The sequence below is a fragment of the Pantoea sp. MBD-2R genome (assembly GCF_039134845.1).
Taxonomy (GTDB): Bacteria; Pseudomonadota; Gammaproteobacteria; order Enterobacterales; family Enterobacteriaceae; genus Erwinia.
Genome location: NZ_CP152417.1, coordinates 3,801,299 through 3,817,759, shown reverse-complemented (window position 1 = coordinate 3,817,759; position 16,461 = coordinate 3,801,299). Strand labels below are relative to the sequence as shown.

The 16,461-nt window shown below is 54.7% G+C and carries 14 protein-coding genes and 1 pseudogene; 13 read left to right on the top strand and 2 right to left on the bottom strand.

The annotated features are described in order from the left end of the window. The first annotated feature begins 4 nt into the window (after nt 1-4). The 5 genes from ubiI to AAGQ96_RS17430 all read left to right on the top strand — a co-directional run bounded on the left by ubiI (nt 5) and on the right by AAGQ96_RS17430 (nt 7,175). Nucleotides 5-1,207, top strand: a complete 1,203-nt coding sequence (ubiI, locus tag AAGQ96_RS17450) for an FAD-dependent 2-octaprenylphenol hydroxylase (RefSeq protein WP_342755582.1) — start codon at nt 5-7, stop codon at nt 1,205-1,207. 511 nt (nt 1,208-1,718) lie between these two features. Next, a complete protein-coding gene (gcvT, locus tag AAGQ96_RS17445; RefSeq protein WP_342754164.1) occupies nt 1,719-2,813 on the top strand; it encodes a glycine cleavage system aminomethyltransferase GcvT in 1,095 nt (364 codons plus the stop codon). A 63-nt stretch (nt 2,814-2,876) separates the two neighbouring features. Continuing rightward, entirely contained in the window at nt 2,877-3,263 is a 387-nt protein-coding gene (gene gcvH / locus AAGQ96_RS17440) for a glycine cleavage system protein GcvH (protein WP_147199669.1), read from the top strand. 79 nt (nt 3,264-3,342) lie between these two features. Continuing rightward, nucleotides 3,343-6,216 (top strand): aminomethyl-transferring glycine dehydrogenase, encoded by a 2,874-nt coding sequence (gene gcvP / locus AAGQ96_RS17435; protein WP_342754163.1) that lies wholly within the window; start codon nt 3,343-3,345, stop codon nt 6,214-6,216. Nucleotides 6,217-6,521: 305 nt separating this feature from the next. Next, complete coding sequence (locus AAGQ96_RS17430; RefSeq protein ID WP_342754162.1) at nt 6,522-7,175, top strand: hemolysin III family protein; 654 nt, start codon at nt 6,522-6,524, stop codon at nt 7,173-7,175. A 36-nt stretch (nt 7,176-7,211) separates the two neighbouring features. On the opposite strand, the gene ygfZ is transcribed toward AAGQ96_RS17430, so the two are convergent. Next, nucleotides 7,212-8,192 carry a tRNA-modifying protein YgfZ gene (gene ygfZ / locus AAGQ96_RS17425; protein ID WP_342754161.1) on the bottom strand — a complete coding sequence of 327 codons (981 nt, stop codon included), beginning with the start codon at nt 8,190-8,192 and terminating at the stop codon, nt 7,212-7,214. A 219-nt stretch (nt 8,193-8,411) separates the two neighbouring features. Here ygfZ and sdhE point away from each other — a divergent pair, with 219 nt between their 5' ends. The 3 genes and pseudogenes from sdhE to AAGQ96_RS17410 all read left to right on the top strand — a co-directional run. Continuing rightward, a complete protein-coding gene (gene sdhE, locus AAGQ96_RS17420; RefSeq protein ID WP_147199665.1) occupies nt 8,412-8,678 on the top strand; it encodes an FAD assembly factor SdhE in 267 nt (88 codons plus the stop codon). Beyond that, nucleotides 8,659-9,066, top strand: coding sequence for a protein YgfX (locus AAGQ96_RS17415; protein ID WP_342754160.1), 408 nt, complete (start codon nt 8,659-8,661; stop codon nt 9,064-9,066). The genes sdhE and AAGQ96_RS17415 overlap by 20 nt, the downstream gene beginning before the upstream one ends. 129 nt (nt 9,067-9,195) lie before the next feature. Then, nucleotides 9,196-9,495 (top strand): annotated as a pseudogene (locus tag AAGQ96_RS17410) (DNA-binding protein); the annotation flags it as partial. Nucleotides 9,496-9,657: 162 nt separating this feature from the next. Here the strand turns inward: AAGQ96_RS17410 and fldB are convergent. Beyond that, nucleotides 9,658-10,176 carry a flavodoxin FldB gene (gene fldB / locus AAGQ96_RS17405; protein WP_147199663.1) on the bottom strand — a complete coding sequence of 173 codons (519 nt, stop codon included), beginning with the start codon at nt 10,174-10,176 and terminating at the stop codon, nt 9,658-9,660. Nucleotides 10,177-10,275: 99 nt separating this feature from the next. On the opposite strand from fldB, the gene xerD reads away from it, so the two are divergent. From xerD to lysS, 5 genes are all read left to right on the top strand, one after another. Next, entirely contained in the window at nt 10,276-11,169 is an 894-nt protein-coding gene (xerD, locus tag AAGQ96_RS17400) for a site-specific tyrosine recombinase XerD (protein WP_147199662.1), read from the top strand. 44 nt (nt 11,170-11,213) lie between these two features. Beyond that, the gene (gene dsbC, locus AAGQ96_RS17395) at nt 11,214-11,921 is read left to right on the top strand and encodes a bifunctional protein-disulfide isomerase/oxidoreductase DsbC (RefSeq protein ID WP_147199661.1); all 708 of its coding nucleotides are present in this window, start codon (nt 11,214-11,216) and stop codon (nt 11,919-11,921) included. A gap of 2 nt (nt 11,922-11,923) precedes the next feature. Then, a complete protein-coding gene (gene recJ, locus AAGQ96_RS17390) occupies nt 11,924-13,642 on the top strand; it encodes a single-stranded-DNA-specific exonuclease RecJ (protein ID WP_342754159.1) in 1,719 nt (572 codons plus the stop codon). Between the two features lie 159 nt (nt 13,643-13,801). Beyond that, a protein-coding gene (prfB, locus tag AAGQ96_RS17385) for a peptide chain release factor 2 (protein WP_342754158.1) occupies nt 13,802-14,900 on the top strand; the annotation gives its coding sequence in 2 pieces (ribosomal slippage) (nt 13,802-13,876 and nt 13,878-14,900; 1,098 coding nt in all). 9 nt (nt 14,901-14,909) lie between these two features. Next, a complete protein-coding gene (lysS, locus tag AAGQ96_RS17380; RefSeq protein ID WP_147199658.1) occupies nt 14,910-16,430 on the top strand; it encodes a lysine--tRNA ligase in 1,521 nt (506 codons plus the stop codon). The last annotated feature ends 31 nt before the right edge of the window (nt 16,431-16,461 follow it).

The window sequence follows — 16,461 nt, the reverse complement described above, 5'->3', positions numbered from 1 at the left end:
AGTGATGCAAACTTATGATGTGATCGTTGCCGGAGGCGGAATGGTCGGTCTGGCCGTGGCCTGTGGTTTGCAGGGCAGCGGCATGAAAATAGCCGTACTTGAGCGTGAAGCGCCGCAGACGTTATCAGCCGATGCGCCACCCGCGTTGAGGGTTTCGGCGATTAATGCAGCCAGTGAACGGCTGCTACAGCATCTTGATGTCTGGACGCGCATTTTGGCCAAACGCGCCAGTGCTTATCACGGCATGGAAGTGTGGGATCGCGACAGCTTTGGCCGCATTGCGTTTGATGATGGCCAGCAGGGGCTGGCTCATCTTGGCCATATCATCGAGAACCCGATTATCCACCAGGCGCTGTGGGAAAAAGCCAGCGAGCTGAGCGATATCACGTTGATTTCGCCTGCTGAACTTCAGCAGGTCGCTTTTGGCGATAATGAAGCCTTTGTGACGCTGAGCGATGGCACGATGATGAGTGCGCGACTGCTGGTTGCTGCGGACGGTGCGAACTCCTGGTTACGCAACAAAGCGGATATCCCACTGACGTTCTGGGACTACGAACATCACGCGCTGGTTGCCAATATTCGTACCGAACAGCCGCACGACGCCGTAGCCCGTCAGGTTTTCCATGGCGATGGGATTTTAGCGTTTCTGCCGCTGGGCGATCCGCATCTCTGTTCCATTGTCTGGTCTCTTCCTCCGCAGGAAGCGACCCGCTTACAGTCGATGCCGGAAGAGGTGTTTAATCAACAGCTTTCCGTTGCCTTCGACCTGCGTTTAGGCCTGTGCACGCTGGAAAGCGAACGCAAAACCTTCCCGCTGATGGGACGCTATGCGCGTAACTTCGCGGCGCATCGGCTGGCGCTGGTGGGCGACGCAGCCCATACCATTCATCCTTTAGCCGGGCAGGGCGTCAATCTTGGTTTTATGGATGCCGCTGAACTCATCGGTGAAGTGAAACGCCTGCATCAGCAGGGGAAAGATATCGGTCAGCATCTTTATCTTCGCCGCTATGAGCGCAGCCGTAAGCACAGTGCCGCAATGATGCTGGCCGGTATGCAAGGATTCCGCGAATTGTTTGATGGTAATAACCCGGCGAAAAAGCTGCTGCGGGATATTGGTATGAGCCTTGCCGATAATCTGCCGGGCGTGAAGCCACGGCTGCTGAAGCAGGCGATGGGGCTTAACGATCTGCCGGAGTGGTTGCGCTAAATCTCCTTGTTTGACCCGGAGCGCTACTCCCAGGCTCCGGGAACGTCCTTTCTCTCTGTTTTCTGACTAAAAAAACGCCTGGTATTTGGGTTTTCACCCCTTTCGACGCCTTCTTATTTCAGCTTCCCCGATAGCAGAAAACGGCCTGCGCACTTTTCTTGTGCATGGCTGCGCCAGCGTTGTGCCTCATTTGAAAAATTCTAATTTAGCTACGCTCTTCGCATTACTTTTATTTATGTGTGTGTTTGGCGCTTAAAGCATTTATTTATTCCTGAAGTGAAAAAACACGGCTTTTGACCTGAAATTATGCGCAGATAATGAGATATATGCGTAATATTGCGCCATTTATTGGTGTAAATAGCTACAGCGCTTTGCGTAGTAAAAAACGGCTTAAAAAAATCAGACCTTGTTTAACTTATGGTTTAAGGCCGTGTTCAGTGATAAGTTCGAAGGAAGGATATCGTTTGCGCCCGCTCGTCGTGGCGCCTGGCAACTTGCATACAGGATTGATATGACTCAGCAAACTCCCTTGTTCGAACAGCATCAGGCCTGCGGCGCGCGCATGGTGGATTTTCACGGCTGGATGATGCCGCTTCATTACGGTTCGCAGATGGATGAACACCATGCTGTCCGTACCGATGCCGGAATGTTCGACGTGTCGCACATGACCATTGTTGATTTACACGGCGTCCGCACCCGTGAATTCCTTCGTTATCTGCTCGCCAACGACGTGGCCAAACTCACTCAGCCAGGCAAGGCGCTTTATAGCGCGATGCTTAACGCTTCGGCTGGCGTAATTGACGATCTGATTGTTTACTTTATGACCGAAGACTTTTTCCGGCTGGTGGTTAACTCCGCGACGCGGGAAAAAGATCTCGCCTGGATCTCCTCGCAGGCTCAGCCGTTTAACGTTGAACTGAGGGTTCGTGATGATTTATCGCTGATTGCCATTCAGGGGCCACATGCCCAGGCAAAAGCGCAGGCGCTGTTTAATGAGACCCAGCGTCAGGCCGTCGCCGGAATGAAACCTTTCTTCGGCGTACAGGCCGGGGATCTGTTTATTGCTACCACCGGCTATACCGGCGAGGCGGGTTATGAAATCGCGTTGCCTGATGAGCAGGCCGCCGATTTCTGGCAAAAGCTGGTGATCGCAGGCGTTAAGCCCGCCGGACTGGGCGCGCGCGATACGCTGCGGCTGGAAGCGGGTATGAACCTGTATGGCCAGGAAATGGATGAAGGCGTTAATCCTCTGGCCGCCAACATGGGCTGGACGGTTGCATGGCAGCCTGAAGATCGCGAATTTATTGGCCGTGAAGCGCTGCTGGCGCAACGAAACAGAGGCACAGAACAGCTGGTTGGGCTGATCATGACCGAAAAAGGCGTGTTGCGTAACGCGCTGCCGGTGCGCTTTACCGATGCGGCAGGCAATCTTCAGGAAGGCATTATCACCAGCGGATCCTTTTCGCCGACTTTAGGATGCAGTATTGCCCTTGCTCGCGTACCCGCAGGCATTGGCGAGCAGGCCATCGTCCAGATCCGCAATCGCGAGCTGCCCGTCAAAGTGACAAAACCGATTTTTGTTCGCGCCGGAAAACCGGTCGCATAAAAGGAGGTATCCGGTCATGTATCGGCCGGATACGCCACCAATAAACATAAAGGAGAGCTGGTGATGAGCAATGTGCCAAATGAACTGAAATACCGTGACAGCCATGAATGGGTACGTAAAGAAGCGGACGGCATCTATACCGTTGGCATTACCGAACATGCTCAGGAACTGCTGGGCGATATGGTTTTTGTCGATCTCCCGGATGTTGGCACCACCTACAGCCAGGGTGATGACTGCGCGGTCGCCGAGTCGGTAAAGGCCGCTTCCGATATCTATGCGCCACTCAGCGGCGAAATCGTTGAGGTTAACGCGGCGTTAGATGGCGAGCCGGAGCTGGTCAACAGCGCTTCTTATAGCGAAGGCTGGCTGTTTAAAATCAGAGCCAGCGATGAAAGCGAGCTGGACAATCTGCTGGATGCCGATGCTTATAAAGCCAGCATCGACGAGTAACTTTTAAGGGTGGACACGCCACCCGTAGCCAACGTAAGGCGGATACGCCCGCTTTCGCCCGATTCAGGATTTTTCGCTAATGACCCAGACTCTCAGCCAGCTTGAACACACCGGCGCCTTTATCGAACGTCACATTGGTCCGTCGCAGGAGCAGCAACAGGCGATGCTAAACGCGACCGGCGCCGAATCGCTCTCCGACCTGATCGCCTCCATCGTTCCGGCTGATATTCAGTTACCGGGGCCGCCAGCGATTGGCGATGCGCTAACTGAGCATCAGGCTCTGGCGGAGCTGAAAGCGATAGCCAGTCAGAATTTGCGCTATAAATCCTGTATCGGCATGGGCTATACCCCGGTACTGACGCCACCGGTTATCCTGCGCAACATGCTGGAAAACCCGGGTTGGTACACGGCCTATACGCCGTATCAGCCTGAGGTGTCGCAGGGACGTCTGGAAGCACTGCTCAATTTCCAGCAGGTGACGCAAGATCTGAGCGGGCTGGATATTGCCTCCGCTTCGCTGCTGGACGAAGCTACCGCCGCGGCAGAAGCGATGGCGATGGCAAAACGCGTCAGCAAGTTGAAAACGGCTAACCGCTTCTTTGTCGCTGACGATATTCATCCACAAACGCTGGACGTCGTGCGCACGCGTGCCGAAACGTTTGGTTTTGAGGTGCTGGTCGATAAAGCTGAAAAGGTGCTGGATCATCAGGATGTGTTTGGCGTGCTGTTACAGCAGGTAGGCACAACCGGCGAAGTACATCATTACGCTGATTTAATTACTGAACTAAAAAGCCGGAAAGTCATTGTCAGCGTGGCCGCCGATTTTATGTCGCTGGTGCTGTTACAGGCGCCGGGCAAGCAGGGCGCGGATATTGTATTTGGGTCTGCACAACGCTTTGGCGTTCCGATGGGGTACGGCGGGCCGCACGCCGCTTTCTTCGCGGCCCGCGATGAGTACAAACGCTCTATGCCTGGCCGCATTATCGGTGTTTCGCGCGATGCCGCTGGCAATACCGCGCTGCGGATGGCAATGCAGACGCGCGAGCAGCATATTCGCCGTGAAAAAGCGAACTCTAATATCTGTACTTCCCAGGTTCTGCTGGCCAATATCGCCAGTCTGTATGCGGTATTTCACGGTCCGGCAGGCCTGAAACGCATCGCTTCCCGCATTCATCGCCTGACCGATATTCTCGCCGTTGGGCTGCAAAAAGGCGGGCTAACGCTGCGCCATCAGAGCTGGTTCGACACGCTGACCGTTGAGGTAGATGATAAAGCGGCCGTATTGGATCGTGCGCTGAGCTTCGGCATCAACCTGCGTACCGACATTCATAACGCCGTAGGCATCACGCTCGATGAAACCACTACGCGTGAAGATGTCGCGGCGCTGCTTTCTGTTCTGCTGGGCGAAGACAAGGTTGCAGATATTGAGACGCTGGATGAAGAGGTGGCCGCCGGCAGTGCTTCGGTGCCTGCTGGCATGCTGCGTGAGGAGGCTATCCTGACCCATCCGGTCTTCAATCGCTACCACAGCGAAACGGAGATGATGCGCTACATGCATAGCCTTGAGCGTAAAGATCTGGCGCTGAATCAGGCGATGATCCCGCTCGGTTCCTGCACGATGAAACTGAACGCCGCCGCAGAAATGATCCCGATCACCTGGCCTGAATTTTCGGAAATGCATCCGTTCTGTCCGGCGGACCAGGCGACCGGTTATCTGCAAATGATCGGCCAGCTTTCTCAATGGCTGGTGCAGCTAACGGGCTACGACGCGCTTTGTATGCAGCCAAACTCGGGTGCGCAGGGCGAATATGCGGGCCTGCTGGCGATCCGCCGTTATCATGAAAGCCGTAACGAAGGCGGACGCCATATTTGCCTGATCCCGAGTTCCGCTCACGGTACCAACCCGGCGTCGGCACAAATGGCCGGAATGGAGGTGGTGGTGGTCGCTTGTGATAAGCAAGGCAATATCGATCTGCACGACCTGCGGGCAAAAGCAGAGCAGGCTGGCGAAGCGCTCTCCTGCATAATGGTGACCTATCCTTCAACCCACGGCGTGTACGAAGAAACCATTCGTGAAGTCTGCCAGATTGTGCATCAGTACGGTGGGCAGGTGTATCTGGACGGGGCCAACATGAACGCTCAGGTCGGCATCACCACGCCGGGCTACATCGGCGCAGACGTTTCGCACCTTAACCTGCATAAAACCTTCTGTATTCCTCACGGTGGTGGCGGCCCGGGTATGGGACCGATTGGCGTAAAAGCCCATCTCGCGCCGTTTGTGCCGGGTCACAGCGTGGTTCAGATTGATGGCGTACTGACGCAGCAGGGCGCGGTATCCGCTGCGCCTTTCGGCAGCGCCTCCATCCTGCCTATCAGCTGGATGTACATCCGTATGATGGGCGCGGAAGGGCTGAAACAGGCCAGTTCGGTAGCCATCCTGAATGCTAACTATATTGCCACCCGCTTGCAGTCAGCTTATCCCATTCTCTATACCGGGCGAGACGGCCGCGTGGCGCACGAATGTATTCTGGATATTCGCCCGCTGAAAGAGCAGACCGGTATCAGCGAGCTGGATATTGCCAAGCGTCTGATTGACTACGGTTTCCATGCGCCAACCATGTCGTTCCCGGTTGCCGGCACGCTGATGGTGGAGCCGACAGAATCGGAAAGCAAACTGGAACTGGACCGCTTTATCGACGCGATGCTGGCAATTCGTATGGAAATCGATCGCGTAGCAGAAGGCGAATGGCCTGCGGAGGACAATCCTCTGGTCAACGCGCCGCATACCCAAATGGAAATTGTGGGCGACTGGTCGCATCCTTATACGCGTGAGCTGGCGGTGTTCCCGGCAGGCAGCCATAACAAATACTGGCCGACCGTGAAGCGTCTCGATGACGTTTACGGCGACCGTAACCTGTTCTGCTCCTGTGTACCGATGAGCGAGTACGAGTAATTTTCCGCCGCTGGCGACGCTATTATTAAGGGCACATAAGGTGCCCTTTTTTCTATTCGGCGTTTATATGAAAACGGCATTGGTAACCGGCGGCAGCATTATCGATGCGGCAGGCGGCAGGCGGCAGGCGGCAGGTAACAGCCCCTCACAGTTTATTTTAGCTTACAGGTGTACTCTGAAATTTTTCTACGCTACGCTGATCGTGCGCGTTTTTCAGGCAGGCTGAGTAGGATTTAGCAAAAACGTCGGGTCTGCGCACCCTGCGGCTTCAGCCTGTCTGCTTGAGAAAATGGAGAACATCTGCAATGGCTAATAAAAAATTACTCGACCAGGGCTATTCCCTGGCCGAAGAAATTGCCAACAGCATCAGTCATGGTATCGGATTTATCTTTGGCATCGTGGGGCTGGTTTTGCTGCTGTCGCAAGCGGTAGAAAGCCGGGCAGATACGCTGGCTATCACCAGCTACAGCCTTTATGGCGGCAGTATGATCCTGCTGTTTCTGGCCTCTACTCTCTATCATGCCATTCCTCATCCGCGGGCTAAACTCTGGCTGCAAAAGCTGGATCACTGCGCTATCTATATTCTGATCGCCGGTACCTATACACCTTTTCTGCTGGTGGGCCTGAAGTCGCCGCTGGCGCATGGCCTGTTGGTGGTGATCTGGAGTCTGGCGCTGGCAGGCGTGCTCTTTAAGCTGGCGTTTATTCACCGCTTTGAGGCATTGTCGGTGATTACTTATATGCTGATGGGCTGGCTTTCGCTGGTGGTGATTTATCAGCTGGCGTTAAAGCTACCTGCGGGTGGGATCTGGCTGCTGGCAGCAGGTGGGGTAGTCTATTCCCTGGGCGTGATTTTCTATGTTTCAAAGCGCATCCCTTACAATCACGCCATCTGGCATGGCTTTGTCTTAGGGGGAAGCATCTGCCACTTCCTCGCTATTTATCTTTACGTCATGTAACGATAAATCCGGGGCCGCCGCTGGCCCCGGTAAACATTAACTCAGCGCGTAAGGCAGCGGTTGTATCGCCAGCTTGCCGCCTTCATCGCCCTGAACGCGCAGTTCAGCGTCCGGCTCCAGATCGTTATTCAATACCGCCTGCACCCAAACATCGCCATTTTCCAACTGGCAGGCCGCCAGAATGGTGCCGGTGCGACGCCAGTTCTCACCCAGCTTCATCTCCAGCGAGTCGTTTGCAGCCGGAACGCGCCCGGCAGTACCGGCCAGCCAGTATAATGCTCGCTTATTCGCTCCGCGGAATTTTGCACGCGCCACCATTTCCTGACCGGTGTAACAGCCTTTTTTAAAGCTGATGGCATCCAGTGCCTGCATATTCGTCGCCTGAGGGATAAATTGTGCGCTGGTTGCGGCATCAATTACCGGCAATCCGGCTTCGATATTCAGCGCCAGCCATTGCGTGCTGTCATTGAGCTGCGCCTGACCGTCCAGCGCCTTGCGCAGCGCCTGCGCTTTATCCGCGCTGGTAATTAGCAGGAAGCGTTCTGCGGGAGCACTGAACCAAAGCAGAGTCGACTCTTCCTGCTGAACAACCGGGTTTTCGGCATCAGGCAGCGTGGTGAAGAAACCCGCCAGCGCCGCTCGCGCCTGGAAACCCGCTACGCCAAGCAGCACGGCTTCGTCATCGGCTTCAATCGCAACTTTGGCGAAAATGGCATATTTTTTTAGTTCGCTAATCTGCGTGTCCCGCAGGCCACGGCGCTCCAGATAAGCCAGATTTTCGCCGCGATGAAACAGGCGCAGATTGCTCCACATTTTTCCTTTGGCATCACAGTGGGCAGCAGGCAGATGGGCATTGGCGCCGAGGGCCGCAACATCCAGCGTAAGCTGCCCCTGTAAATAACTGACGCGGTCAGCGCCAGTTACGTTCACCAGCGCCCACTCTTCCAGCGAGATCAGCGTAAGCGGCAGACGCGCCGAAGCCGCAGGTTGACGCGGCGGGAAAGAGAAAGTCGGCATGATTGAGTCCTGAAGTAAGATAAGCCCTGCTACTCATGTTAAAAGAGCCGGGGGGCTTTGCAACCGGTTTTCTGAAAATGACGCACAAAACGCGTGATAACCCTGCAACGTATGCAGCTGTTTTGCAAACCATTACGCAGGATGAAAATTGCAGCATCAACATCCCCGCGAAAAAGCGCTACACTAGCGCCCATATTTGACTGACTGACGATGGGTAAAATGGATATTAGTAATAAAGCTCGTGTTCACTGGGCATGTCGTCGCGGCATGCGCGAACTGGATATCTCCATCATGCCGTTTTTTGAGTTTGAATATGACTCGCTAAGCGACAGCGACAAGCATCTGTTTATTCGACTGTTGGAAAACGACGATCCCGATCTGTTTAACTGGTTGATGAATCATGGTGAACCCGCCGATCCTGAGCTGAAGCGCATGGTGAATTTGATTCAATTGCGAAACCAGCAACGTGGCCCTGTGGCACTCTGACCTGCGGGTTTCCTGGCGTGCCCAGTGGATCTCCCTGCTGCTGCACGGCGTAGTGATTCTGGCATTGCTGCTGGCCCCCTGGCCTGCCAGCTATACGGTGGTCTGGATGTTGTTGGTCACGCTTGCGGTGTTTGAATGCGTGCGTAGCCAACGGCGGATCCGCAGTCGGGAAGGGGATATCGCGCTGCTGGAAGGGCGTCAGATGCAGTGGCGGCGACAGCAATGGCAGATCTACGGTCGGCCGTGGATTACCCGGCAGGCAATGTTACTGACATTACGCTCGGCGAAAGGCGCGCAGGAGAAGCTCTGGCTGCTAAGTGACAGCATGAGCGAAGACGAATGGCGGCAGCTGCGTCAGCAGCTGCTCAATCCGGGCAGGCGTCTCTAAACATAAAAGCCTGGAAAAGACACCATGAGGTTTGCACGAATTTGATGGGAACACCCTGGTAACGCATGACGTTCAGGACATGCGTTACCAGGGTAATGCAAAGCCCGTTAATTTTGCTCAATATGCAAAGATATCACTGAAATGTCCCGCCAGGCCATCGCTATGCTGAAAGACGGCACGCGTGGTAACGGTGATTTCCCCTGCCCGATACAACGCATTAAAGGCCAGTCACCGCTTTGGGATTGGGCTGACGTTGCAGAATGGCTGGCAGAGAATGGGCGAATTAAAGCAGGCAGCGAACTGGCTGTTAATGCCCGAACACTCAGCAAGTGGAATCTGGCACTCAGAGCCAGCGTTTCAAAGGACTTTGCGGCAGTGGAGTCTATTGCCACCAGACTGATCGAACGGCGTCGCGCTGCACACGCCTGAAATTACTGTCCTGTCGCTGGTGGCGCACCCTGAGCGCGAGCTGGGTAGCTGTTCGGCTGGTCATGGACGTGGCATCGCCGATCAGCTTGTCGTAAACCTTCTTCAGTGCGGGTTCTGGCAGGTTTTTGAGTGATTCAGCGCCATAGGGTCATTACAAAGTCCTTACAGCGCCTCAGCCATTTCCGTCAGGATTTGTTCGCACCACTGGGCAATGCGCTCGTCCGTCTCTTCAAACTGGTTGACGTCATCCAGCGCCAGGCCAACGAACTGTTTACCGTCAGCCGTTAACGGCTTCTTGCTGGTAAATTCGTATCCTTCATTGGGCCAGAAACCAACAAATTTCACGCCTGAAGGCACCAGCACATCATGAAGCATGCCCAGTGCGTCAAGGAACCACTCGCTGTATTCCGCCTGATCGCCCATGCCATAAAGCGCCACAATTTTACCGTGAAGGTTAAGGTCAGGAAGCTCAGTCCAGATAGCTTCCCAGTCCTCCTGTAATTCGCCAAAATCCCAGGTAGGGATGCCAAGGATCAGCATGTCGTACTGCTCCATCAACCGCGGCGAGTCGTCTTTCAGGTTATGCAGCGTGACCAGGTCATCGCCAATAAAATCGCGGATCTTTTCTGCTGCCATCTCGGTGTAGCATGTGCTTGAACCATAAAACAGACCAATATTCATATGCGCTAAACTCAATTTACTTGGTGCAATGGCGCGAATTATATCAGAATTGAGCTTTGACGGCGGTTTTGCCAACCGGCATCCGCAAAAGGAGATGATGTGCAGGACAGCGACCTGATCGAACAGTTTCTTGATGCCTTGTGGATCGAGCGCAACCTGGCGGAAAACACCGTGGCCTCTTATCGTCTCGATTTAATGTCACTGGCCAGCTGGCTGGCGCATCATGAAAAAGACCTTCGCCACGTCGATTCCGTTGATTTGCAAAGCTTTCTCTCGGAACGGCTGGAGGGGGGTTACAAGGCAAGCAGTTCGGCGCGCTTGCTAAGCGCCATGCGTCGCCTTTTTCAGTATCTCTATCGTGAAAAGCTGCGCGAGGACGATCCGAGTGCGCTACTGGCTTCGCCGAAGCTGCCCCAGCGGCTGCCGAAAGATCTTAGCGAGGCACAGATTGATCGGTTGTTAAATGCACCTTCGACGGAAATCCCGCTTGAGCTGCGTGATAAAGCGATGCTGGAACTGCTGTACGCCACGGGATTACGCGTCACCGAGCTGGTCAGCCTTACCTTAAATAACGTCAGCCTGCGTCAGGGCGTGGTGAGAGTTATTGGGAAAGGTGATAAGGAACGGCTGGTGCCGCTGGGCGAAGAAGCGCTGCACTGGCTGGAACAGTATATTGAATATGGTCGTCCGTGGCTGCTTAACGGACAAACGCTGGACGTGCTGTTTCCCAGCAACCGTGCGCAGCAAATGACCCGGCAAACTTTCTGGCATCGGATTAAACATTACGCCACACTAGCGGGCATCGACAGCGAAAAACTTTCTCCTCACGTGCTGCGCCACGCTTTTGCCACGCATTTGCTGAACCACGGAGCCGATCTGCGTGTCGTACAAATGCTTTTGGGACACAGCGATCTGTCAACGACCCAAATTTATACCCACGTCGCCACTGAGCGACTGCGTAAGTTACATCAACAGCATCATCCCCGTGCCTGATGTGGAATCAAAACAGCCCGCGAATGAGGCTTTAAGGACCATAAATGAAAAAGCGTTACCTTTTACTTTCTTTGTTGATCTCGGCCGTTACTGGCCTGGCACACGCCGATGATGCCGCTATCCAACAATCATTAAAAAAGCTTGGACTACAGCAAATTGATATTCAGCCCTCTTCGCTTCCGGGGATGAAAACAGTCCTGACCGAAAGCGGCGTGCTCTACGTTACCGAAGACGGCAAGCAGTTTATCCAGGGGCCGCTGTATGACGTCAGTGGCGGGCAGCCGGTCAACGTGACCAACAAGCTGCTGGAGAAAAAAGTCGCCGCGCTGAGCAACGAAATGATCGTGTATAAGGCAGCAAAAGAGCAGCATGTGATCACGGTCTTCACCGATATCACCTGCGGCTACTGCCATAAACTGCACGCCCAGATGGCTGACTATAACGCGTTAGGCATCACCGTTCGCTATCTTGCTTTCCCTCGCGAAGGAATGAACGGACAAGTCGCGAAAGAGATGAAATCCGTCTGGTGTGCGGCCGATCGCAAAAAAGCTTTTGATGCCGCGATGAAAGGCGAAACGGTCGCGCCAGCTGACTGCAATATCGATCTTTCTCAGCAATATAAACTGGGCATTCTGTACGGCATCCAGGGAACGCCCGCTATTCTGCTGCAAAACGGCATGATGATCCCTGGCTACCAGGGACCCCAGGAGATGAAGCAGCTGCTTGATGGTCAGAAAGCGGGCAGCAAATAGCCGTGAACCGTAAAACTGAACTCCGCCGCCGCGTGGCGGCGGAAGGATGCGAGCTTCCTGATAATCTGCATCCCTTATTACGTCGTCTCTATGCTCATCGTGGTGTGCAGCAGCCTGTTGAGCTTGAACGCGGTGCTAAAAATCTGCACTCCTTTCACTCGCTGAGCGGCATTCAGCGCGCGGCGGAAATTCTGCAAAAAGCCATTGCGGATAATTTGTGCATCATGATCGTGGGCGATTTTGATGCCGATGGCGCAACCAGTACCGCACTGACGGTGCTCGCATTGCGCAGCATGGGCGGACGCAACGTTAAATATCTGGTGCCCAACCGTTTTGATGATGGTTACGGCCTCAGCCCCGAAGTGGTCGAGCAGGCCGCTGCACGCGGCGCGCAGCTGATTGTTACCGTCGATAACGGCATTTCATCCCATGCTGGCGTAAGTCTGGCGCATGAGAAAGGCATTGCCGTCGTTATTACCGATCACCACTTACCGGGTGAGACGCTGCCGGACGCCGAAGCAATCGTTAATCCTAACCTGCCAGACTGCGAATTCCCTTCGCGCTCGCTGGCGGGCGTGGGCGTCGCCTTTTATCTGATGCTGGCACTGCGGGCGACCCTGCGCGACAGCGGCGCAGAAACCTTGCCCAATCTGGCCGGGCTGCTGGATTTAGTGGCGCTTGGCACCGTAGCCGATGTGGTGCCGCTGGATGCGAATAACCGCATTCTGGTCTGGCAGGGATTGAGCCGCATACGTGCAGGCCAGTGTCGTGTCGGCATTAAAGCACTACTGGAAATCGCCAATCGCGACGCGCGTCAGCTGGCGGCAAGCGATCTCGGTTTCGCGCTTGGGCCAAGGCTGAATGCCGCTGGGCGTCTTGACGATATGTCCGTCGGGGTAGCCTTACTGCTGAGTGAGGATATTTCTCAGGCGCGGATGCTGGCCAACGAGCTGGATGCGCTGAATCAGACGCGCAAGGAAATTGAGCAGGGGATGCAAACGGAAGCGCTGGCGCTCTGCGATGCGCTGGAGCGCAGTAATGAAGCGCTACCGCTTGGCATTGCAATGTACCATCCTGAGTGGCATCAGGGCGTAGTTGGCATACTGGCCTCGCGATTAAAAGAGCGTTTCCACCGTCCGGTGATCGCGTTTGCGCCAAGCGGCGACGGGACGCTGAAAGGTTCCGGGCGCTCAATTAGCGGACTGCATATGCGCGACGCGCTGGAACGGCTTGATACGCTGAATCCGGGACTGATGCTGAAGTTTGGCGGACATGCGATGGCGGCTGGCCTGTCGCTGGAAGCATCGAAATTTGATGAGTTCCGCCAGCGTTTTGGCGATCTGGTGGGCGAATGGCTGGATGAGGAATCGCTACAGGGCGTGGTCTGGTCAGATGGCGAGCTGATGGCGCAGGAGCTAACGTTACCGACTGCCGAGCTGTTGCGCGAAGCCGGTCCGTGGGGCCAGGCGTTTCCTGAGCCGCAGTTCGACGGTAAATTTAAACTTATCCAGCAGCGGCTGGTCGGCGAGCGTCATTTAAAAGTCATGATCGAACCGCTGGGCGGCGGCCCGTTACTCGACGGCATCGCCTTTAATATTGATACGGCATTGTGGCCGGATCCGAGCGTGAAGCAGGTTGAGCTGGCCTATAAGCTGGATATCAATGAGTTTCGCGGCAACCGCAGCGTTCAGCTGATTATTGAGCATCTCTGGCCGCTGTAGCTGGCTGAGTGCGCCTGTTATCCTGTCGTAGCGGCCAGCCTGGCCGCTACTGACATATCCTCTCAGCCTTAAGCCTCATCCCGACCTTCAATGCTACAAACTACCCGCAAATTCAGTTAAACTGCACAGATCACTCCAGTCTGTTGAAGATCTTAAATCATGTTTGAAATTAATCCGGTAAAGAACCGAATTCAGGATCTCTCTGAGCGCAGCGGCGTTCTTAGGGGGTATCTTTGACTACGATGCCAAGAAAGAACGTTTAGAAGAAGTTAACGCCGAGCTGGAACAGCCGGATGTGTGGAACGAGCCAGAGCGCGCACAGGCGTTGGGTAAAGAACGCTCCTCACTGGAAGCCATTGTTGAGACGCTGGATCAGATGAGCCAGGGTCTGGAAGATGTTGCGGGTCTGCTTGAACTGGCGGTTGAAGCGGATGATGAAGACACCTTCAACGAAGCGGTCGCCGAGCTGGACGGGCTGGATAAGAAACTTGCCGAGCTGGAATTCCGCCGCATGTTCTCTGGCGAATACGACAGCGCCGATTGCTACATCGATATTCAGGCCGGTTCCGGCGGTACAGAAGCGCAGGACTGGGCGAGCATGCTGGTTCGCATGTATCTGCGCTGGGCAGAAGCCAGGGGCTTTAAAACCGAAATCATCGAAGAATCTGAAGGCGACGTTGCCGGTATTAAGTCCGCTACGCTGCGCATCATCGGTGATTATGCCTTCGGCTGGCTGCGTACCGAAACCGGCGTGCATCGCCTGGTGCGTAAAAGCCCGTTCGACTCCGGCGGCCGTCGCCACACCTCATTCAGCTCCGCGTTTATCTATCCGGAAGTGGATGAGAACATTGATATTGAAATTAACCCGGCCGATCTGCGTATTGACGTTTACCGCGCCTCCGGTGCGGGTGGTCAGCACGTTAACCGGACAGAATCTGCGGTACGTATTACCCATATTCCGACCAATACCGTGACCCAGTGCCAGAACGACCGTTCTCAGCATAAAAACAAAGACCAGGCGATGAAGCAGATGAAAGCGAAGCTTTACGAACTGGAAATGCAGAAGAAAAATGCTGAGAAGCAGGCGCTGGAAGACAACAAATCCGATATCGGTTGGGGTAGCCAGATCCGCTCCTATGTGCTGGATGATTCCCGTATTAAGGATCTGCGCACCGGTGTTGAAACCCGAAATACTCAGGCGGTACTGGATGGCGATCTGGACCGATTCATTGAAGCAAGTTTGAAAGCAGGGCTATAAGGAACTGACATGTCAGAACAACAACCGCAGAACGCTGATGCCGCAGTTGAGCTAAATAACGAACTGAAAACGCGTCGCGAAAAGCTCAGCGCGCTGCGCGAGAACGGCGTGGCATTTCCAAATGACTTCCGTCGCGACAGCACTTCTGACCAGCTGCATGCCGGTTATGATGCGAAAGAGAACGAAGAGCTGGAAGAACTGGGCGTTGAGGTCAGCGTTGCCGGTCGTATGATGACCCGCCGCATCATGGGCAAAGCGTCGTTTGTCACGCTTCAGGACGTTGGCGGCCGCATTCAGCTGTACGTTTCCCGTGATGACCTGGCGGAAGGCATCTATAACGAGCAGTTCAAGAAGTGGGATCTCGGCGATATCGTCGGTGCTCGCGGTAAGCTGTTTAAAACCAAAACCGGCGAACTGTCAATTCACTGTAGTGAACTGCGTCTGTTGACCAAAGCGCTGCGTCCGCTGCCGGATAAATTCCACGGCCTTGCCGATCAGGAAACGCGCTATCGCCAGCGCTATCTGGATCTGATCGCTAACGAAGAATCACGCAACACCTTTAAAGTGCGTTCGCAGATTATGGCGGGTATCCGCAGCTTCATGGTCGGCCGCGACTTTATGGAAGTGGAAACCCCAATGATGCAGGTGATCCCAGGCGGCGCTTCCGCGCGTCCGTTCATCACCCATCACAATGCGCTGGATATCGACATGTATCTGCGTATTGCGCCGGAGCTCTATCTGAAGCGCCTGGTGGTGGGCGGCTTCGATCGCGTATTCGAGATCAACCGTAACTTCCGTAACGAAGGCATCTCGCCACGTCATAATCCAGAGTTCACCATGATGGAACTCTACATGGCTTATGCGGATTACAAAGATCTGATCGAACTGACCGAAAGCCTGTTCCGTACGCTGGCGCAGGACGTGCTGGGCACCACCGTAGTGCCTTACGGCGAGCAGGAGTTCGACTTCGGTAAGCCGTTTGCCAAACTGACGATGAAAGAAGCCATTCAAAAATATCGTCCGGAAACCAACCTCGCCGATCTCGACGATTTTGATAAAGCGGCGGTTATTGCGCAGTCGCTGGGCATCAAAATTGAGAAGAGCTGGGGTCTGGGCCGCCTGGTCACTGAGATCTTTGAAGAGACGGCAGAAAGCCATCTGATCCAGCCAACCTTCATTACCGAATACCCGGCTGAAGTGTCACCACTGGCTCGCCGCAACGACGAGAATCCGGAAATCACCGACCGCTTTGAGTTCTTCATTGGCGGCCGTGAAATCGGTAACGGCTTCTCCGAGCTGAACGATGCTCAGGATCAGGCTGAACGCTTCCTGCAACAGGTTAATGCGAAAGATGCGGGTGACGATGAAGCGATGTTCTATGACGAAGACTACGTAACGGCGCTGGAACACGGTCTGCCGCCAACGGCGGGTCTGGGCATCGGCATCGACCGTATGGTCATGCTGTTCACCAACAGCCACACCATCCGTGATGTGATCCTGTTCCCGGCACTGCGCCCTTCAGGAAAATAACAGCCGGCTTGCTGACGGACTCTGAACCCCG